Here is an 18743-nt window from a genome sequence, read left to right as displayed (position 1 = left end):
ACACGGCGGGCTCAGCCGAGGCGGACGACGCCCCGGCCGCCGCCCTCACCGAGCTGCGCCCTCCACCAGCGGCCGCACCGCCGTCGCGCTGACCCGCTCGGACCGCCCCCGGTCGGGGAGGACGAAGGCGGACCCAGGCCGGCGCGCCTCCTTCGCCAGCGCCGAGACGGTGCCGCCGCAGATCAGCTCCTTGATCTTCGCCCCGGCCACACCCGTGACCCGGCCCACGACCGCGGTGTCGTCGCGGCGCGTCAGGTTCATCACGCCCCGGCTGCGGCCGATGCTGAGGCACTGGCCGACGAAGCCGACACTGACCGGCTCGGGGCTCGCACCGGCGAGCCGGGTGAGCACCGTGTCGCCCGCCAGCGGGCCCAGCTGGTTGGCCGCCTGGCAGCTCATCCGGTAGCCCATCCCCGACGGCGCCGCGGCGTCGCCGGTCGCGATGATCCGGTCGTCGTCGACGCTGGTCAGGGTCTCGTCGGTGACCAGCCGGCCGAGCTCGTCGGTCGTCAGCCCGCCGGCCCGTGCGAGCCCCGGCGCGGCGAACCCGGCGGTCCAGACCGTCACCGATCCGGGCAGCTCGCGACCGTCGTCGAGGCGTACGTGGCCGGGCAGCACCTCGGTGACCCGGGCGCCTTCGAGGAGGTCGACCCCCAGGCGGCGCAGGTCCCGGCGGACCACCCTCCGGGCCTTCTCGTGCAACGAGGGGCCGAGGTCGTCGCAGACCAGCGCCACCCGGCGTCCCGCCTCGGCCAGCTCGGCGGAGACCTCGATGCCGGTCGCCCCGCCACCGACGACGACCACTGGAGCATCGGCAGGGGCGGCGTCGAGAGCCGCCTTCAGCCGGGTCGCCTCCTCGAAGGTGGAGATCCCGTAGGCGTGCTCGGCCGCCCCGGGCACCAGAGCCGTGCCGGCGCTGCCGACGGCGTAGACCAGATAGTCGTACGCCATCTCCGCACCGCTCGCGAGCGTGATCGTCCGCGCTCCGGCGTCGATGGCGGACACCGCGTCGACGACGAGCCGCACCCGCTCGGCGAGCACGTCGGCGTAGGCCACGACGGCCGAGGAGGTGCCACCCGCCAGCTGGTGGAGACGGATCCGCTCGACGAAGTGGTCGCGCGGGTTGACCAGCGTGATCGCCACATCGGCACGCTTGGTCATCCGGTTGGCGGCCATCACACCGGCGTATCCGCCACCGATGACGACGACGTGCGGGTTGCTCATGGAGGTCTTCTGCTTGTCGAGGTTCATACCCCTAGGACCCCGGCCGGGCCCCGGTTGTGACACGGGCTGTGACCCGGGACACCGGAACCGGGTGCTCCGGCAGGAAAATAGGTCGTGATAAGGGCGGACAGGGGTTTGACGGGCAGCCGGTTCCGGGATTGTCTGGGCACATGGGAAGCCTGTTCATCGGTGGGGAATGGCGTAAGGCAGTCGGCGGCGGAACACGCACGATCGTGTGTCCGGCCGACGGCAAGACGGTCGGCGAGGTCGACGAGGCGACGGCGGAGGACACCAGCGCCGCCATCGCCGCGGCGCGCGAGGCCTTCGATCGAGGGGAGTGGGCGGCGACGCCGGCGCGAGAGCGCGGTGACCTGCTGCTGAAGGTCGCCGACCTGCTCGAGCGCGACACGGACGCCATCGCGAAGGCGGAGTCGCTCGACACGGGCAAGCGGCTGGTGGAGAGCGAGTACGACATCGCCGACGTGGTCTCCGTCTTCCGCCACTTCGGGCACGTCGCCACGGAGGAGGCCGGCCGGGTCGTCGACACCGGCGACCCGAACGTGAAGAGCCGGATCGTGCACGAGCCGGTCGGCGTCTGCGGGCTGATCAGCCCGTGGAACTACCCGCTGCTCCAGGTGGCCTGGAAGGTGGCGCCGTGCCTGGCCGCCGGCAACACGTTCGTGCTCAAGCCGAGCGAGATCACGCCGCACACCGCTATCCACCTGATGCGCGTCCTCGAGGAGGCCGGCCTGCCGGCCGGCGTCGGCAACCTGGTCCTCGGCGCGGGCCCGGACGCCGGGGCACCGCTCTCGCAGGACCCGCGCGTCGACCTGGTCTCCTTCACCGGCGGCGTCGAGACCGGGCGGTTGCTGATGGCCAACGCCGCGGCGACCGTGAAGAAGGTCGCCCTCGAGCTCGGCGGCAAGAACCCCAACATCGTCTTCGCCGACGCCGACCGGGAGACCGCGCTCGACTTCGCGCTCACCGCGGTCTTCCTCCACTCCGGCCAGGTCTGCTCGGCCGGGGCGCGGCTGATCATCGAGGAGTCGATCAAGGACGAGTTCGTCGACGAGCTCGTCGCGCGCGCCGAGCAGATCCGGCTCGGCGGCCCGTTCGACACCGAGGCCGAGACCGGCCCGCTGACCAGCAGCGGACATCGCGACAAGGTCGAGGCCTACGTCGCCAAGGGGCTGGCCGAAGGTGCCACGCTCCGCACCGGCGGCAAGCGGCCCGAGGACCCTGCCTACGCCGACGGGTTCTACTACCTGCCCACGATCCTCGACGACTGCACCACCGAGATGGCGGTGACCCAGGAGGAGTCGTTCGGGCCGGTCCTCACCGTGGAGACCTTCACCGACGAGGACGACGCCGTACGCATCGCCAACGACTCCATCTACGGTCTCGCCGGCGCGGTGTGGACCACCGACGCCGGGCGCGCCGAGCGGATGGCCGCCCGGCTGCGGATGGGCACGGTGTGGATCAACGACTACCACCCCTACGTGGCCCAGGCCGAGTGGGGCGGCTACAAGCAGTCCGGGATCGGCCGCGAGCTCGGCCAGGCCGGGCTGGAGGAGTACCGCGAGACCAAGCACATCTGGCACAACATCGACCCGAAGCCGCAGCACTGGTTCCAGCCGCGCTCGACGAAGGAGAACTGAGATGACCACGACGTACGACTTCGTCATCATCGGCGGCGGATCGGCCGGCTCGGCGCTGGCCAACCGCCTCAGCGCCGACCCGTCCACGAAGGTGCTGGTGCTGGAGGCCGGCCACAGCGACTTCAAGATCGACCCGTTCATCCACATGCCGGCGGCGCTGCCGTTCCCGATCGGCTCGAAGCTCTACGACTGGGGCTACGAGACCGACCCCGAGCCCCACCTGGGCGGCCGCAAGGTCTACCACGCCCGCGGCAAGGTGCTCGGCGGTTCGAGCTCGATCAACGGGATGATCTTCCAGCGCGGCAACCCGATGGACTACGAGCGCTGGGCCGCTGATGCCGGCATGGAGGACTGGGACTACCGCCACGTGCTGCCCTACTTCAAGCGCATGGAGAGCCGCTTCCTCGAGGACGGCACCTCCGGCGCCGACCAGTGGCGCGGCGGCTCCGGCCCGCTCCACCTCGAGCGCGGCCCCGCCTCCAACCCGCTCTTCGCGGCGTTCTTCGAGGCCGCCCAGGAGGCCGGCTACCCGCTGACCGACGACGTCAACGGCTACCGCCAGGAGGGCTTCGCGCCCTTCGACCGCAACGTCAAGGACGGTCGCCGCTGGTCGGCGGCCCGGGCCTACCTGCACCCGGTGATGAACCGCCCCAACCTCACCGTCGAGACCTTCGCGCACGCCACGAAGATCCGCTTCGACACCTCCGGCGACACCCCGCGGGCGACCGGCGTCGACTACGTACGCGGCGTCGGCCGGGCCCGCAGGCCGCACTCGGTCCGGGCCAAGGAGATCATCTGCTGCGGTGGCGCGATCAACACGCCTCAGCTGCTTCAGCTCTCCGGGGTGGGGGAGGAGTCGCTGCTGCGCTCCCACGGCATCGACGTCGTCCACAACCTGCCCGGCGTCGGCGAGAACCTCCAGGACCACCTCGAGGTCTACATCCAGTACGCCTCCAAGCAGCCGGTCTCGATCGCGCCCGGCCTGGCCTGGCACCAGCGGCCCAAGATCGCCTGGCAGTGGCTCTTCGGCAAGAAGGGTCTCGGCGCGACCAACCACTTCGAGGGCGGTGGGTTCGCCCGCTCCAACGAGGACGTGGACTGGCCCAACCTGATGTTCCACTTCCTGCCGATCGCGATCCGCTACGACGGCTCGATGGCGCCCGGCCAGGAGAAGGGCCAGCACGGCTACCAGGTCCACATCGGCCCGATGTACGCCGACACCCGCGGCCACGTCCGGATCAAGTCCGACGACCCGTTCGAGCACCCCTCGATGCTCTTCAACTACCTCTCCACGCCCAACGACCGGCGCGAGTGGGTCGAGGCCGTGCGGGTCGCCCGCAACATCCTCAACCAGCCCGCGTTCGCGCCGTTCAACGCCGGCGAGATGTCGCCGGGCCCGTCGGTGGAGACCGACGAGGAGATCCTCGACTGGGTCCGCAAGGACGCCGAGACCGCGCTGCACCCCTCCTGCACCGCGGCCATGGGCACCGGTGAGATGGCGGTGACCGACCCGAGCTCGATGAGGGTGCACGGCACCGAGGGGCTGCGCGTCGTGGACGCCAGCGTCTTCCCCTACGTGCCCAACGGCAACATCTACGCGCCGGTGATGATGGTCGCGGAGAAGGCGGCCGACCTGATCGCGGGCAACACCCCGCTGGCTCCCTCGGACGTGCCCTTCTACCGCCACCGTGGCGACACGCCGCTGTGGCCGGCCGGAGACCCGCGCAACAAGAGCTGACACCTGACCGAAACCCCAGCCCGGCCGCGTAGGACTATGCTGCCGCCACCCGAAACCGGAGGAGACAGCTCATGCCGGAGACCGACCCGATGCGTACGACGCTGGGTGAGCCAGCCGTCGACCCTGATGAGATCTCGGATGCGAAGCCGGAGCTGAACAAGACCGTCTTCTTCGGCTCCGCCGGAGTCGTGGTGGCGTTCACGCTCTTCACGCTGCTCCTTCCCGAGACCGCAGGCAGCGCGATCGGCTCGGTGGTCAGCTGGATCTCGGACTACTTCGGCTGGTGGTACTTCGCGCTCGCGGCCGGGCTGATCGCGTTCGTCCTCTTCGTCTGCCTCTCCCGGTTCGGGAAGGTCCGGCTCGGGCCGGAGGAGTCCCGCCCGGAGTACTCGCTGTTCACCTGGACCGCGATGCTCTTCGCGGCCGGCATCGGCGCCGACCTGATGTTCTACTCGGTCGCCGAGCCGGTCTCGCAGTACCTCACCCCACCCACGGGCGAGGGCGGCACCGTCGCCGCCGCCGAGCAGGCGGTCAACTGGACGCTGTTCCACTACGGGCTCTCCGGCTGGGCGATGTACGCCGTGATGGGCATGGCGCTGGGCTATTTCTCCTTCCGCCACGGCCTGCCGCTCTCGATCCGCTCGGCGCTCTACCCGATCTTCGGCAAGCGCGTGCACGGCCGGCTCGGTGACGGCATCGACCTGGCCGCCGTGCTCGGCACCATCTTCGGCATCGCCACCTCGCTCGGCATCTCCATCGCGCTGCTCAACGCGGGCCTCAACGTCCTCTTCGACATCCCCGAGGGTCGTGCTGCTCAGGTCGGGCTCGTGGTCGTCGCGGTGATGCTCGGCACGATCTCGGCGGTCTCCGGCGTCGACAAGGGCATCCGCCGGCTCTCCGAGCTCAACGTGCTGCTCTCGCTGGTGCTGATGCTCTACGTGCTCTTCTCCGACGACACCGCGTTCCTGCTCAACTCGCTGGTGAACAACCTCGGTGACTACCTCGTGCACCTGCCGGGGATGAGCTTCGACACGATGCCCTACAGCACCGCCGAGAACCCGGACGTCGGCGTCTGGAAGAACCTGTGGACCCTCTTCTTCTGGGCCTGGTGGGTCGCCTGGTCGCCCTTCGTCGGGCTGTTCCTGGCCCGCATCTCGCGCGGCCGGACGATCCGGCAGTTCCTGGTCGGCGTGATGATGATCCCGTTCGGCTTCATCCTGCTGTGGGTCTCGATCTTCGGCAACAGCGCTCTGGGCCGGATCCGCGGCGGCGACGCCGAGTTCGGTGAGATGACCAACGCCGACTACGCGCAGGGCTTCTACGCCTTCCTCGACAACTACCCGGGCGCGATCGCGCTGGTCGCGCTCGCCACCCTCACCGGGTTCCTCTACTACGTCACCTCCGCCGACTCCGGCGCGCTGGTGATGGGCAACTTCACCTCGCGGCTGCCGCACCCGATGGCCGACTGCTCGATCCCGGTGCGGATCTTCTGGTCGGCGGCGATCGGCGCGCTGACCCTCGCGCTGATGTTCCTCGGCGGCGACGACTGGCTCACCACGCTGACCAACGCGACGATCATCATGGGGCTGCCGTTCTCGATCGTGCTCGCCCTGGTCGCCGTCGGCCTCTACCGCTCGCTGCGGCTGGAGTCCTACAAGACCGACAGCGTCCGCTACGCCCTGCCGGCCGCGATCTCCTCGGCCCGCCTCGCCGGGGCGGCCGAGGGTGGCGTACGCCCGTCGCTGTCGCAGCGGCTGCGCCGCTCGGTCACCTACCCGACTGCCAGGGACACCGAGCGGTTCATCGCCACCGTCGCCACCCCGGTCCTGGAGGAGGTCGCCGCCGAGCTCTCCTCCCACGGACTGACCTCGACGGTCACCGAGACCAAGGCCGTACGCGGCGTCGCGGGCGTGCAGATCCACACCGAGCTCGAGGACGCCCCGGCCTTCGTCTACAAGGTCGCTCCGCAGCCGTGCCCCGCCCCGACCTTCGCCGTCGGCCGGGTCACCGGCGAGGTCTACTTCCGCACCGAGGTCCACCTCGCCGAGGGCACCCAGGGCTACGACGTCAACGGCTACTCCCGCGAGCAGCTGATGGGCGACGTGCTCGACCAGTACGAGCGTCACCTCTCCTACCTGCACCTCGTCCAGCAGGAGCAGCTGCCGGCCGAGGAGGAGGTCGCCGCGGTCAGCGCAGCAGAGCAGCCAGATCGATCTTGACCGGGAACGGCACCGGCACGTCGAGCCGGTCGCGGTAGATCCCGGTCGCGACGTAGCCGTTGGTGAGCTCGTCGCGCTCGTAGACGTGGATCGCGGGCGCGCCGTCCTCGTTCTCGATCCGCCAGTAGTGACCGATCCCGGCCTCGGCGTACTTCTGCGGCTTCACCATCCGGTCGCGGTGCTCCGACTCCGGCGAGACCACCTCGACCACCAGCACCACCGAGGCCGCCTCGTAGTAGGAGGCCTGGTCGGGGATCCGCTCCGTGCTCACCAGCACGTCCGGCTCGGGGCGGTTGCGCCGGTCCAGCACCACGGTGAGCTCCCGGTCGACCTCGAACCCGTCCGGGGCCTGGGCCGTCAGTGCGTTGGTCAGGGCAGTGACGAGTCGACTGTGCCAGCGACGCTGCGGCGACATGTTGAAGACCAAGGCTCCGTCTATGAGTTCGGTATGGCGCGGCGCCTCGACGAGCATGTCGAGGTCTTCGGAGTACCAACCCTCCTCACGCGGAGGGCGCATCCAGTCGGGCAGCGCGGTCATGCAACGAGGATAACGCGTGCGAGAGCCTGCGGCGGCCGACAGAGAATTCGCCGAGTCGGCGCATCTGCCCCGCTCAGACACGCCGAGTCGGCGCATCTGCCTCGGTGGTGTTTCCGCCAAGGGGTCTCGACAGGCTCGACCTCCGGAGTGCTTCAGGCGAAGTCGATGAGGCGGCCGTCCGCGTGCATGACGCAGCCGCGGCCGATCCAGGCGACGGCGTGGGTCTTGTCGCCGACCGCGATGTGGGAGTAGCTGGGCGGGACCCAGACGAGGTCGTAGGCGAGGTCGCCGAGGGCTTCCTGGGTGGCGCGGACTGCGTCGCCGGAGGGGTCGAGGGTGCGTACGGCCTGCTCGACGGAGTCGAAGTATCGTCGGCCGGCCTCGGAGAGCTCCTTGGCGCACCAGACGCAGGTGCCGAGGGTCTGGACCTGCGTGGCGGTGGCGACGACGGGGGCGTCGAGGCCGAGGAGCTGTGGGCAGGCCCGGACGTGCAGGAGACGGCCCGTCGCGTGCGCCACGAAGAGGGTCTCGGGGGTCTCTGAGGGCATCCCTGGAGGGTAGGGGAGCGGGGCTATGCCCCGGGAGGTACCCAGACGAATTCGGGACCTTCGGCCCCCGTGATCGGTGTGGTCCAGGTCACGTACGATCCGGGGTATGGCGCATTACCAACAGCGCGGGCACATCCCGCCCAAGCGGCACACCCAACACCGCGACGGAGAAGGGAATCTCTACTACGAAGAGCTCATGGGTGAGGAGGGGTTCTCCTCGGACTCCTCTCTGCTCTACCACCGCCACATCCCTTCGGCGGTGCAGGACGTACGTGTCTGGGAGCTGCACGACCACGGCACCACTCCCAACCATCCCCTGCGGCCGATGCACCTCGGTCTGCACGACCTCTTCCCAGGCGAGGACTGGAAACGACACGACCCGGTGACCGGCCGTCGGCTGGTGCTCGGCAACGCCGACGTACGCATCCACTACGCCGTGGCCGGCGAGACCTCGCCGCTCTACCGCAACGCGATCGGCGACGAGTGCGTCTACGTCGAGTCCGGTGACGGGGTCGTCGAGACGGTCTTCGGCGACCTGACCGTGGGGGAGGGCGACTACGTGGTGATCCCGCGTGCCACCACCCACCGCTGGGTGCCGACCGGCGACGCACCGCTGCGGGTCTACGCGATCGAGGCGAACTCCCACATCGCCCCGCCCAAGCGCTACCTGTCCCGCTACGGCCAGTTCCTCGAGCACGCTCCCTACTGCGAGCGCGACCTCCGCCTCCCGACCGACCCGCAGGTGGTGGACGCCGCCGGCTCGTCCGGCGTCGAGGTCTACATCAAGCACCGCGGCCCGGGTGCGGGCGGCATCGCCGGCTCGGTCCACCTGCTCCCGCACCACCCGTTCGACGTGGTCGGCTGGGACGGCTGTCTCTACCCCTACGTCTTCAACATCGCCGACTACATGCCGATCACCGGCAAGGTCCACCAGCCGCCGCCCGCTCACCAGGTCTTCGAGGGCAACAACTTCGTGATCTGCAACTTCGTGCCGCGCAAGGTCGACTACCACGAGCTCGCGGTGCCGGTGCCCTACTACCACTCCAACGTCGACTCCGACGAGGTCATGTTCTACGTCGGCGGCGACTACGAGGCCCGCAAGGGCTCCGGCATCGGCGTCGGCTCGATCACCCTCCACCCGGGCGGCCACGCCCACGGCCCGCAGCCGGGCGCGATGGAGGCCAGCCTGGGCGCGGAGTTCTTCGACGAGCTCGCGGTCATGGTCGACACCTTCCGTCCGCTCGAGGTCGGCGAGGCCGGAGCCGCGGTCGACGACGGCAAGTACGCCTGGACCTGGGCAGGGGGTCGCAAGTGACCCCTTGGCTGGACATCAAGGACAGTCAGTTCGGCCTCGAGGCGCTCCCGTACGCCACCTTCCGCACCTCCACGGACGCGACCCCGCGGCTCGGGGTGCGGATCGGTGACCTCGTGCTCGACGTCGCCGCGGCGGCAGCGGATCTCGCGGCGCTCTGCGAGGGCGGTCTCGACGGTCTGCTCGCGGCGGGCCCGGAAGCCTGGGCGCAGGTGCGCACAGAGGTGACCCGGCTGCTCGGCGACGCCGCGTGCGAGGAGCAGGTGCGACCCCATCTGGTGCCGCTGGCGGAGGCCGAGCTGCTGCTGCCGTTCACGGTGGCCGACTACGTCGACTTCTACGCCTCCGAGCACCACGCGACCAACGTCGGGAAGATCTTCCGTCCCGACTCCGAGCCGCTGACGCCCAACTGGAAGCACCTGCCGATCGGCTACCACGGCCGCGCCGGCACGGTGGTCGTCTCCGGCACCGACGTCGTCCGTCCGACCGGGCAGCGCAGGACGCCCGACGGCATCGTCGACGGCCCCTCGGTGCGCCTCGACATCGAGGCCGAGCTCGGCTTCGTGGTGGGCGTCGGCTCCGAGATGGGCGACCCCGTCCCGCTCGCCGAGGCCGCCGACCACATCTTCGGCATCACGCTCCTCAACGACTGGTCCGCGCGCGACGTCCAGGCCTGGGAGTACGTCCCGCTCGGCCCGTTCCTCGGCAAGTCGTTCGCCACCTCGATCTCGCCGTGGGTGCTCCCGCTCGCCGCGCTCGAGGCGGCGCGGGTGGCTCCGCCGGAGCGGGAGGTGCCGCTGGTCGGCTACCTCGACGACTCCGCCCTCGAGCCCTGGGGTCTCGACCTCGCTCTCGAGGTGCGGATCAACGGCACGCTCGTCTCCGAGCCGCCGTACGCCACGATGTACTGGACCGCTCCGCAGATGCTCGCCCACATGACCGCCAACGGCGCCTCGCTGCGCCCGGGCGACCTCTTCGCGAGCGGCACGATCAGTGGCCCCGAGCCGGGCCAGCGCGGCTCGTTCCTCGAGCTCAGCTGGTCGGGGGCCGAGCCGTTCAAGCTCGATGACGGGTCGGTACGCACCTTCTTGGAGGACGGCGACGAGGTCACGATCACCGCCACCGCGCCCGCACCGGGCGGCGGTCGGGTCGCCCTCGGCGAGGTCAGCGGGCGGATCCTGCCCGCGAAGGAGCGGCCGTGACGTCGGTCTACGAGTTCTCGCCGCGCTATCTCGAGATCGACCAGCAGGGGGTGATGTTCAACGGCTGGTACCTCACCTACGTCGATGAGGCGATGACTCACTTCATCGAGGCGCGCGGGGTGCCGTTCAGCCGCTGGCAGGAGCTCGGCGTCGACGTCCAGCTCGCCCACGCCGACCTCGACTGGAAGGCCGGGATCGGCTTCGGCGACAAGGTGCAGGTGCCGGTGCGTACTGCCCGGATCGGCACCAAGAGCTTCACGCTCGAGTTCGAGTTCCGCCGGGGCGAGGAGGTCGCCTGCGCGGTCTCGGTCGTCTACGTGGTCGTCGCCGCCGACGGCTCGGGCTCGACCGCCATCCCGCCGGAGATCGCCGCCGCGATCGAATAGCCGCAAGAACGGTCAAGCCGCCGGGGTCGTGCTGGTGTGAGACTCCTCGTGTGCACGAGACAGACGAAGAGATCGCCGACCTGCAACGCCTCCTGGACGCCTCGATCGGCCGAGCGAACAGCCACCTGACCGGGATCGTCGACGACGATCACCGCCTCGATGCCCGTCAGCTCGTCACCGAGCTGACGGGCATGAAGGTGCTGGTGCTGGCCACCGTCACCGCGCGCGGGGAGCCGCGGACGAGCTGTGTCGACGGACATTTCGTCCACGGGCGCTGGCTGTTCGGCACCTCTGCCACCGCGGTCAAGATCAAGCACATGCGTGCCCGGCCGGCGGTCAGTGCCACTCATGTCGACGGGGAGCGGGTCGGCGTCTTCACGCATGGTCAGGCCCGCGTCTTCTCCGAGGGGCCGGAGTTCGAGGCTCACAACGCGTACTTCACCGAGTTCTACGGATCTGATCCGCAGACGTGGGACGAGGCGGGGGTTGTGTACGCGACGATCGATCCGGGGTGGATGGTTTCGTACGCGGCAGACGCGGCGTCGTTTCCGCGTGGGTGAGTGTGGGGGCGGGGTGATCAAGGCCCGCGCCGAGTCGGCGCATCAGCCCCCTCGCGCTCGCTTCGCTTCGCGCGGCACGGGGGCAGATGCGCCGACTCGGCATCACCGGGCGGGGCAGATGCGCCGACTCGGCATCACGAGCCCCGCAACTCCTTCTTGATCTCCGCCTTGAGCACCTTGCCTACCTTCGAGCGCGGGAGGTCGGGCCAGACCTCGATCTGTTTGGGGGTCTTGACCGAGCCGAGCTGCTCCTTGACGTGGGACTTGAGGGCTTCGACGTCGACCTCGGCGCCGGGGCGGGGGAGGACGACGGCGGTGACGCGCTCGCCCCACTTCTCGTCGGGGAGGCCGACGACCGCGCAGTCGGCGACTGACGGATGGGTCATCAGGGCCTGCTCGACCTCCGTGGAGAAGACGTTGAAGCCGCCGGTGATCACCATGTCCTTGGCGCGGTCGACGATGTGCAGGAAGCCCTCGTCGTCGAGGTAGCCGATGTCGCCGGTGTGGAGCCAGCCGTAGGCGCTCGCCTCGGCGGTGGCCTCGGGGTTGTTCAGGTAGCCGCGCATGACCAGGGAGCTGCGTACGACGATCTCACCGCGCTCTCCGGGGCCGAGCAGCGCGCCCCGCTCGCCCATGATCGAGACCGTCACCAGGGGTGCCGGCCGGCCGGCGGAGGAGAGCCGCTCGGTGGCGATCGACCCGTCGCCGCGGAAGTGGTCGGCCGGGCCCATGGTGGCGATCATCATCGGTGCCTCCGTCTGCCCGAAGAGCTGGGCCATCACCGGGCCGATCCGGGTCAGCGCCTCCTCCAGCCGGGTCGCGGACATCGGCGCCGCGCCGTACCAGAAGCAGCGCAGCGACCTCAGGTTCGTCGAGCTCAGCGCCGGGTGGTCGAGCACCAGGTAGATCAGCGTCGGCGGCAGAAACGTGTGGGTGACGTGATGCTGCTCGACGTGCTCGAGGAACGCACCCACGTCGGGGGTACGCATCACCACGATCTTGCCGCCCAGGCACAGCACCGGGAAGCAGAGCACCCCGGCGGCGTGGGTGAGCGGTGCGAGCGCGAGGTAGGTCGGTCGCTCCGGGGCGCCCGGCCACGGGTAGGACATCAAAGTGATCGCCGACATCGTCTCCAGGTTGGTGCCGGTGAGCATGACGCCCTTGGGGCGGCCGGTGGTGCCGCCGGTGCCGACGACCATGGCGAGGTCGTCAGGCGGGTCGTCGGGCGGGTCGTCCGACGGAGAGGTCTCGACAGGCTCGACCTCCGGGGCTCGCAGGAAGTCCGCCCAGGTCAGCGCCCAGTCGAACGAGCCGTCCAGGCAGACCAGGGTGGTCAGCTCCGGCAGGTCGCCGCGGATCTCGTCGACCAGGCCGGCGAAGGAGGCCTGGAAGATCAGCACCGAGCAGCCGAAGAGCTCGAGGAGCTCGCGGTTCTCGGCGGCCTCGCTGCGCGGGTTGATCGGGCACCACACCGCCCCCGCACGGCTGATCCCGAACACCGAGGCGAAGGCGACCGGGTCGTTGGCCGAGAGGATGGCGACCTTCGCCCCCGGCGCGACGCCGCGGGCCCGCAGGCCCGCGGCGACACGCTTCGAGAGGTCGACGACCTCGGCGTACGTCCAGGTGTCCTCGCCGCAGACGAGACAGGGTGCATCGCCGCCGAGCGAGGCGCCCTTGTCGAGGTAGTCGACCAGCCGCATCGACGCCTCCTCAGCCGCGCTGCCGGGTCAGGACCGGCTCCGAGACGAGCCCGAACGCCTGCAGCTGGCCGAGCAGCTCACGGTGGCCGAACGCCTGGCAGCCCGAGGCGAACCCGACGCGCCGCGGCGGCTGCTGCAGGAGGGAGTGGGCTGCGTACGCCTGCAGCAGGCTGGTCTGCTTGTAGTTCTGGTTGCCGTGGATGACGCAGTGCGCGCGGCCGAGCGGACCCGAGGCGTGCACCGAGTCGAGCGACTTGTTGAGCCGTGGGTTCTCCCGCGGCGGCATCTCGTTCATCACCTGCGCAGCGGTCGCGGTCAGGGCCTCGTCGCGCTGCTCGGGGTCCATGTCCTTGGTCGCCTCGAGCGCACCCGCGACGATCTGCGGCACCCCGTGCATCAGCGCGGTGTTGAAGACGCCGCCCTGGGCCTTGCAGCTGGAGACCCGTGGGTCGCGGCGGTACCAGACCGGGTGGGAGGTGCCGCCCCACGGCAGCGAGAGCGCCAGCTCGTGCTGCCCCGGCACCACGAGCGGGACCAGCCCGGCCTCCGGGTCGAACTCGACGTACTCGTTCTGCTCCAGGTAGTGCGCCTTCGCGGTCGCGGCGTTGACCAGGATCGTGCGCGTCGAGGCGATCGTGGGGGAGCCGCCCCAGAAGACCGCGATGTCGAGGGTGTCGAGGCCAGGCTGCTCGAGGCAGAGCTCGGCGGCGATCTCGCCGGTGGTGTACATCTGCGCGATGCCCGGCGCGAGCAGCAGACCCTTGGCCGCGTACGCCTCGCCGTAGCTCGACTCGCAGGTCATCAGCCAGTCCTGCTCGCCGGTGGTGTCGGTGTAGTGGGCGCCGGCGGCCAGCGCCGCCTCGACGACCTCGGGACCGTGCTTGGAGAACGGGCCGACGGTGTTGAGCACGACGCGGGAGCCGGTGAACAGCTCGGTGAGCGCCTCGACCGTGTGCTCGACCTCGGCGACCTCGTAGTCGGCGGTCTCGATGCCGGGCACGTTGGCGGCCATCGAGGCGACCAGCTTGTCCTTGGAGCGGCCGGCGGCCACGAACGGCAGCCCCAGCTCGCGCAGGTATTCGCAGACCAGCCGGCCGGTGTAGCCGGAGGCGCCGTAGACGACGACGGGCTTCTTCTCGCTCATGGTCACATCCCCATCCCGCCGTCGACCGGGAGGCCGACGCCGTTGACGAAAGCGGCCTGGTCGGAGGCCAGGAAGACGACCGCGTCGGCGATGTCCTGCACGGTGCCGAGGCGTCCGGACGGGGTCAGCTCGACCACGCCGGCGACGGCGGCCTCGGGCGACTCGAACAGGCCGAGCTGGGCGACATCGTTGGCGAGCCCGGCACCCATCTCGGTCGGCACCAGGCCGGGGTAGACGCAGTTGACACGTACGCCGTAGCCGAGCTGGCCGCTCTCCATCGCGGCGACGCGGGTCAGCCGGTCGACGGCGCTCTTGGTGGCCGAGTAGACGGCGATGCCGGGGAAGGCGATGGTGGCCGCGACGGAGGCGACGTTGATGATCACGCCGCCGTTGCCGGCGGCGCCGCCCGGCCGCATGGTCCGCAGCCCGTGCTTGAGGCCGAGGGAGGTGCCGAGCACGTTGACCTCCAGCATCTTCTTCACGTCGGCCGGGTCGAGCTCGGTGATCAGGCTGGTGATCTCCACGCCCGCGTTGTTGACGAGGACGTCGAGCCCGCCGACGGCGTCGACAGCCGCTGCGACTCCCGCGTCCCAGGAGGCCTCGTCGGTGACGTCGAGGTGCACGAAGGCGCCGCCGATCGACTCGGCCACCTTGGCACCCTGGTCGTCCTGCAGGTCGGCGACCGCGACCTTGGCTCCCGCCGCGGCGAGCGCGCGGGCCATCCCCTCGCCCAGCCCCTGGGCTCCGCCGGTGACGAGCGCTGTACGTCCGCTCAGATCGGTCATTCTGTGACTCCTTCGTCGCTGTGATCGGGCTCACACAGCCAATCGCTGATCTTGACGACTGTCAAGATTTCTCTTGACGATTGACCAGAAAACGACTCGCGCTGAGGCGGGGTCGCGAGAAGAAGGGGGTATCGTTGCCGCCCATGACCCAGGCCGCAGCTCGCAAGGCGTCTCGCCGCACGCCTGCCGACAAGCACGACGAGCGCCGTCGGGCGCTCGCCGAGTCGGCTCTGCGTACGCTGGGGGAGCTGGGCTACGCACGCTCGAGCCTGCGCGAGATCGCCAACAACTCCGAGTTCAGCCACGGCGTCGTGCACTACTACTTCCACGACAAGCTCGAGCTGATCGTCTTCTGCGTGCGCTACTACAAGGAGACCTGCGTCCACCGTTACGACGGCGTCGTCGCCGAGGCGACCTCTCCCGACGACCTCGCCGAGCGGTTCGGCGACAAGCTCGTCGAGACGATCGTCGAGGAGGCGCCGATGCACCGGCTCTGGTACGACCTGCGCTCGCAGTCGATGTTCGAGGAGAGCTTGCGCGAGGCCGTCAGCCAGATCGACAAGAGCCTCGACGACATGGTCGACCGGATCGTGAGCCGCTACGCCGAGCTCGCCGGCGCTGAGCCAGCGCTCGACTCCGCCGTGGTCTACGGGATGTTCGACGGCATCTTCCAGCAGGGGCTGCTGGGCCACCTCAACGGCCGCGAGGGCGCCCTCGAGGACCTGCGCGCCCAGGCGGTCGGGATGCTGCCCATGCTGATGGCGCCGAAATCGGTCTAGCTGCGACGGTGGGGGCTCAGACCACCATCGCGACCACGGCGGATGCGGCGAGGACGGTCGCGGCGATGCGTACCCTCCCGATCGGCTCGCGCAGCACCAGCGCCGCCGAGATCGCGACCCAGATCAGGCTCGAGCTGCGCACCGCCGCCACCAGCGAGACCGGTGCGTGCAGCGTGGCGTAGAGGCTGAGGACGTACGAGGTCGGGACCAGCACTGCGAGCACGGCCACCGTCCGGGCGTGGATCCTGAGCTGGCGCAGCCCCTCGGCGTACTTGCCGCGCACGACCACGCTCCACAGGCCGACCTGGATCACGGTGCCGACCGCGTAGTAGGCGATCGGGTCGAGGCCGCGCTCGACGACGACCCAGCCGTCATAGGTGGTGTAGCCGGCGATCGAGACCGCGATGCCCGCCGACCAGAGCAGCGGCTTGGCCTGCAGCGAGCCGCCGGTGCGGACCGTCTCGAAGAGCAGGGCCCCGACCGCCGCGGCCATCAGGAGCACGCCGGCCCACTGCGCCCAGCTCAGCCACTGACCGAGCACGACGATGCCGGTGAGCGCCACCACGACCGGAGCGAGGCCGCGGGAGAGCGGGTAGATCTGGCTGACGTCGAAGTCGCGGTAGGCCACCTGGACCAGGCCCATCGTGAGCGCGTGCATCGTGGTGCTGCCGAGCGAGAGCAGGAGGAGCTCCCACGAGACCGCGATGCCGTGGCCGCGCACGATCATCACCACCGCGGTGACCGTGACGACCAGGCAGCACTCCACGATCGCGACCCCCCACAGCGCCGGCCGTCCCGCGGGCGCGATCGTCTTCGACGCGGTGTTCCAGGTGGCGTGGGCGACCGCCGATCCGAGGGCGAGGGCGACTCCCAGCAGCAGCATTCGGGTGAGCCTACGGCGTCGCTCCACACATCGTTCCCAGCCTGCTCCTAGGCTGGACCGACCCAACCCCCGACACCGAGGACTTCTGTGATGGACCCCGTCGACCTTGCCCTGATGCTGCTCCGCCTCGCGGTGGGAGGCACGATGGTCGCCCACGGCGTCAACCACTGGCGTGGCGGCGGCAAGATCGCCGGCACCGCCGGCTGGTTCGAGAGCCTCGGCCTGCGCCACGGCAAGCTGCAGGCGTGGGCCAGCGTGGTGACCGAGATCGGCGCCGGCGTGCTCCTGATCCTCGGCCTCATCACGCCGCTGGCCGCTGCCGGCGTCGTCGGCGTGATGCTCGTCGCCGCGCTGCTGGCCCACCGCCCCAACGGCTTCTTCGTCTTCAAGGAGGGCTGGGAGTACGTCATGATCCTGGCCGTCGTCTCGGTCGTTCTCGGCGTCACCGGCCCCGGCACGATCTCGCTCGACTCCGCGCTAGGCATCGTCTACGACGGCTGGATCGGTGGAGCGGTCGCGCTCGGCGGGGGAGTGCTCGGCACGGCGCTCCTGCTGGCTGCCTTCTGGCGGCCGGGTCGTGGCTCCACCGAGGGCTGACCGCCTCGGTCGGCATGCGCCCAAAGTAGGGGTGGCCCGCGACCCGAGGACGATGCGGCGGAGGCTGCGCCACCCCTAACGTTGGCCCATGCACTGGCAACGGCTGGCTCCAGCCGGACTTCTCCTCGCCGCCTTCGGTCTCTTCGCGCTGTCGGTGTTCCAGCCACCCGCCCCCGGCGGCGGGGTCCGGTTCAACCTCGGCGTCGTCGTGCTGCTGGTCGGCGCGGCGGGCGCGTGGTGGTGGCGCGGCCGGGCCGGCGTCGTCCTCGGTCTGGCGGCCGTCGTCGTGGTGACCTTCGTGTCGGTACGCAACGGTCTCGGCCCGGAGCTCATCGCGGACAGCGGTGTGCCGGAGGCGGTCGCCCGCTGGATCGAGGTCGTGGGTCTCCTGGTGGCGGCCGTCGGCCTCGTCCGCCGCTGGTTCCGGCCGCTGCCGCCACGTTCCGATCCCTCCGGCCAGGAGGGACCGGAACGTACGCCGCGGCGGCCGCGGGTGACCCGGTTCCAGGTGATCGGCCTGCTGGTCCTGTCCGCCCTCGGCGCCGAGCTGCTGGCCGCGTACGCGGACAACACCGGCGACCCCGGCGCCATCGCCTTCGCGGTGGTCTTCTTCGGGGCGCTCTACGGTGCGCCGGCGCTGCTCGCCCGCGAGCTGGTCCGTCGTCGCGGCTGGGGCTGGCCGAGCCTGCTGCTGCTCTTCGCAGCGCTCGGCACGGCGCAGGCCGGGCTCATCGACCAGTCGCTGTTCAGCGCCGACTACGGCGGCTACGAGGGCTGGGAGGAGAGCCGCGAGCCGACCCTGATCCCGGCTCTCGGGTTCAGCGGCTACAACGCCTACTCCTTCATCATCGGCCACGTGATCTACAGCTTCGCCGCGCCGCTCGCGCTGGCCGAGGCGTGGGTGCCTTCCACGGCCAGGAGGCCGTGGGTGGGTGCGATCGGTGCTGTGCTCGCGGTGGTCGGCTACGGCGTCGCGGCGGCGCTGATCGTGAACGACCCGGAGTCGCGCTCGGGCAGCCCGGCGCAGCTCGTCGGCGCCGCGGTCGTGGTGGCAGGGTTCGTACTCGCCGCGGTGCTCGTCGGCGTACGCCGCGCTCGACATCCGCGTGCGGAGTCCGCGTCGTCGGACTCACGTCCGCTCCCGATCTGGCAGATCGTCGCGGTGGGCCTGGTCGCCGCCGTGATCCCCGACCTGCTCCCCGCGACCTGGCTCGGCGTGTTCGTGGCGGTGACGACCACCAGCGCCATCGCCGTCCTGGTGTGGCTGGCTTCCCGCACCCGCCCCTGGACGCTCCGCCACACCGCCGCCCTCGCCGCCACGTACCTCCTCCTCCGCGGCATCCTCGCCTTCACCTATTTTCCCCTCATCGGCGACGTAGCCCCCTTCCCGAAGTACGCCCACAACGCAGTCATGCTCCTGGCCATCACCCTCGCCACCTGGGCATCCCTCCGCCCCAACCCCCCCCGCGA

Annotated in this window: 17 protein-coding genes; 10 read left to right on the top strand and 7 right to left on the bottom strand. The window is 70.4% G+C overall.

Features of this window, described 5'->3' with window-relative positions; all coding sequences use genetic code 11:
- Positions 1-45: 45 nt before the first annotated feature.
- Positions 46-1224 carry an NAD(P)/FAD-dependent oxidoreductase gene (locus IEY81_RS10270; protein WP_229787653.1) on the bottom strand — a complete coding sequence of 393 codons (1179 nt, stop codon included), beginning with the start codon at positions 1222-1224 and terminating at the stop codon, positions 46-48.
- Positions 1225-1394: 170 nt separating this feature from the next.
- Between IEY81_RS10270 and IEY81_RS10265 the strand changes: the two genes are divergently transcribed.
- The 3 genes from IEY81_RS10265 (at position 1395) to betT (ending at position 6839) form a co-directional block, all read left to right on the top strand.
- Positions 1395-2882 carry an aldehyde dehydrogenase family protein gene (locus IEY81_RS10265; protein ID WP_189118373.1) on the top strand — a complete coding sequence of 496 codons (1488 nt, stop codon included), beginning with the start codon at positions 1395-1397 and terminating at the stop codon, positions 2880-2882.
- A gap of 1 nt (position 2883) precedes the next feature.
- Positions 2884-4620 carry a choline dehydrogenase gene (betA, locus tag IEY81_RS10260; RefSeq protein WP_189118372.1) on the top strand — a complete coding sequence of 579 codons (1737 nt, stop codon included), beginning with the start codon at positions 2884-2886 and terminating at the stop codon, positions 4618-4620.
- A gap of 71 nt (positions 4621-4691) precedes the next feature.
- Positions 4692-6839: a choline BCCT transporter BetT gene (gene betT, locus IEY81_RS10255; RefSeq protein ID WP_229787651.1), complete on the top strand. Its 2148-nt coding sequence runs from the start codon at positions 4692-4694 to the stop codon at positions 6837-6839.
- Here the strand turns inward: betT and IEY81_RS10250 are convergent.
- Positions 6808-7377: a Uma2 family endonuclease gene (locus IEY81_RS10250; protein WP_189118371.1), complete on the bottom strand. Its 570-nt coding sequence runs from the start codon at positions 7375-7377 to the stop codon at positions 6808-6810. The two genes, betT and IEY81_RS10250, sit on opposite strands and share 32 nt — an antisense overlap.
- A gap of 152 nt (positions 7378-7529) precedes the next feature.
- Positions 7530-7925 (bottom strand): hypothetical protein, encoded by a 396-nt coding sequence (locus tag IEY81_RS10245; RefSeq protein WP_189118370.1) that lies wholly within the window; start codon positions 7923-7925, stop codon positions 7530-7532.
- Positions 7926-8031: 106 nt separating this feature from the next.
- Between IEY81_RS10245 and IEY81_RS10240 the strand changes: the two genes are divergently transcribed.
- Genes IEY81_RS10240 through IEY81_RS10225 form a run of 4 tightly spaced genes read left to right on the top strand, consistent with a single transcriptional unit; the run spans position 8032 to position 11385 of the window.
- Complete coding sequence (locus tag IEY81_RS10240) at positions 8032-9240, top strand: homogentisate 1,2-dioxygenase (RefSeq protein WP_189118369.1); 1209 nt, start codon at positions 8032-8034, stop codon at positions 9238-9240.
- Complete coding sequence (fahA, locus tag IEY81_RS10235; RefSeq protein ID WP_189118368.1) at positions 9237-10439, top strand: fumarylacetoacetase; 1203 nt, start codon at positions 9237-9239, stop codon at positions 10437-10439. The genes IEY81_RS10240 and fahA overlap by 4 nt, the downstream gene beginning before the upstream one ends.
- Complete coding sequence (locus IEY81_RS10230; protein WP_189118367.1) at positions 10436-10825, top strand: acyl-CoA thioesterase; 390 nt, start codon at positions 10436-10438, stop codon at positions 10823-10825. The genes fahA and IEY81_RS10230 overlap by 4 nt, the downstream gene beginning before the upstream one ends.
- 50 nt (positions 10826-10875) lie before the next feature.
- Entirely contained in the window at positions 10876-11385 is a 510-nt protein-coding gene (locus IEY81_RS10225) for a pyridoxamine 5'-phosphate oxidase family protein (RefSeq protein WP_189118366.1), read from the top strand.
- A 134-nt stretch (positions 11386-11519) separates the two neighbouring features.
- Here the strand turns inward: IEY81_RS10225 and IEY81_RS10220 are convergent, their stop codons facing one another.
- Genes IEY81_RS10220 through IEY81_RS10210 form a run of 3 tightly spaced genes read right to left on the bottom strand, consistent with a single transcriptional unit; the run spans position 11520 to position 15014 of the window.
- On the bottom strand, positions 11520-13085 hold the full coding sequence (locus IEY81_RS10220) for an AMP-binding protein (RefSeq protein WP_189118365.1): 1566 nt from the start codon (positions 13083-13085) through the stop codon (positions 11520-11522).
- A 10-nt stretch (positions 13086-13095) separates the two neighbouring features.
- Complete coding sequence (locus IEY81_RS10215; RefSeq protein ID WP_189118364.1) at positions 13096-14229, bottom strand: DUF5938 domain-containing protein; 1134 nt, start codon at positions 14227-14229, stop codon at positions 13096-13098.
- 2 nt (positions 14230-14231) lie between these two features.
- Positions 14232-15014, bottom strand: coding sequence for an SDR family NAD(P)-dependent oxidoreductase (locus IEY81_RS10210; RefSeq protein WP_189118363.1), 783 nt, complete (start codon positions 15012-15014; stop codon positions 14232-14234).
- Between the two features lie 143 nt (positions 15015-15157).
- On the opposite strand from IEY81_RS10210, the gene IEY81_RS10205 reads away from it, so the two are divergent.
- A complete protein-coding gene (locus IEY81_RS10205; protein ID WP_189118362.1) occupies positions 15158-15793 on the top strand; it encodes a TetR/AcrR family transcriptional regulator in 636 nt (211 codons plus the stop codon).
- Between the two features lie 16 nt (positions 15794-15809).
- On the opposite strand, the gene IEY81_RS10200 is transcribed toward IEY81_RS10205, so the two are convergent.
- The gene (locus tag IEY81_RS10200) at positions 15810-16676 is read right to left on the bottom strand and encodes a DMT family transporter (RefSeq protein WP_189118361.1); all 867 of its coding nucleotides are present in this window, start codon (positions 16674-16676) and stop codon (positions 15810-15812) included.
- A gap of 90 nt (positions 16677-16766) precedes the next feature.
- Between IEY81_RS10200 and IEY81_RS10195 the strand changes: the two genes are divergently transcribed.
- Together IEY81_RS10195 and IEY81_RS10190 are read left to right on the top strand one after the other, a co-directional pair.
- The gene (locus IEY81_RS10195; RefSeq protein WP_189118360.1) at positions 16767-17273 is read left to right on the top strand and encodes a DoxX family protein; all 507 of its coding nucleotides are present in this window, start codon (positions 16767-16769) and stop codon (positions 17271-17273) included.
- A gap of 88 nt (positions 17274-17361) precedes the next feature.
- The coding region (locus IEY81_RS10190; RefSeq protein ID WP_189118359.1) for a hypothetical protein at positions 17362-18743 on the top strand (1382 nt) is incomplete at its 3' end.

The organism is Nocardioides luteus (genome assembly GCF_014648595.1).
In the GTDB taxonomy this organism is placed as follows: Bacteria; Actinomycetota; Actinomycetes; order Propionibacteriales; family Nocardioidaceae; genus Nocardioides; species Nocardioides luteus.
Note: the sequence above shows the minus strand (reverse complement) of the source record. Positions and strands in the feature narration are given on the sequence as shown.

Coding starts and splice junctions, on each gene's coding strand:
- IEY81_RS10240 (WP_189118369.1), top strand. CDS start 8,032: ATGGCGCATTACCAACAGCGCGGGCACATCCCGCCCAAGCGGCACACC.
- IEY81_RS10200 (WP_189118361.1), bottom strand. CDS start 16,676: ATGCTGCTGCTGGGAGTCGCCCTCGCCCTCGGATCGGCGGTCGCCCAC.
- IEY81_RS10270 (WP_229787653.1), bottom strand. CDS start 1,224: ATGAGCAACCCGCACGTCGTCGTCATCGGTGGCGGATACGCCGGTGTG.
- IEY81_RS10195 (WP_189118360.1), top strand. CDS start 16,767: ATGGACCCCGTCGACCTTGCCCTGATGCTGCTCCGCCTCGCGGTGGGA.
- IEY81_RS10265 (WP_189118373.1), top strand. CDS start 1,395: ATGGGAAGCCTGTTCATCGGTGGGGAATGGCGTAAGGCAGTCGGCGGC.
- IEY81_RS10250 (WP_189118371.1), bottom strand. CDS start 7,377: ATGACCGCGCTGCCCGACTGGATGCGCCCTCCGCGTGAGGAGGGTTGG.
- IEY81_RS10215 (WP_189118364.1), bottom strand. CDS start 14,229: ATGAGCGAGAAGAAGCCCGTCGTCGTCTACGGCGCCTCCGGCTACACC.
- betA (WP_189118372.1), top strand. CDS start 2,884: ATGACCACGACGTACGACTTCGTCATCATCGGCGGCGGATCGGCCGGC.
- IEY81_RS10210 (WP_189118363.1), bottom strand. CDS start 15,014: ATGACCGATCTGAGCGGACGTACAGCGCTCGTCACCGGCGGAGCCCAG.
- IEY81_RS10205 (WP_189118362.1), top strand. CDS start 15,158: ATGACCCAGGCCGCAGCTCGCAAGGCGTCTCGCCGCACGCCTGCCGAC.
- IEY81_RS10245 (WP_189118370.1), bottom strand. CDS start 7,925: ATGCCCTCAGAGACCCCCGAGACCCTCTTCGTGGCGCACGCGACGGGC.
- betT (WP_229787651.1), top strand. CDS start 4,692: ATGCCGGAGACCGACCCGATGCGTACGACGCTGGGTGAGCCAGCCGTC.
- IEY81_RS10220 (WP_189118365.1), bottom strand. CDS start 13,085: ATGCGGCTGGTCGACTACCTCGACAAGGGCGCCTCGCTCGGCGGCGAT.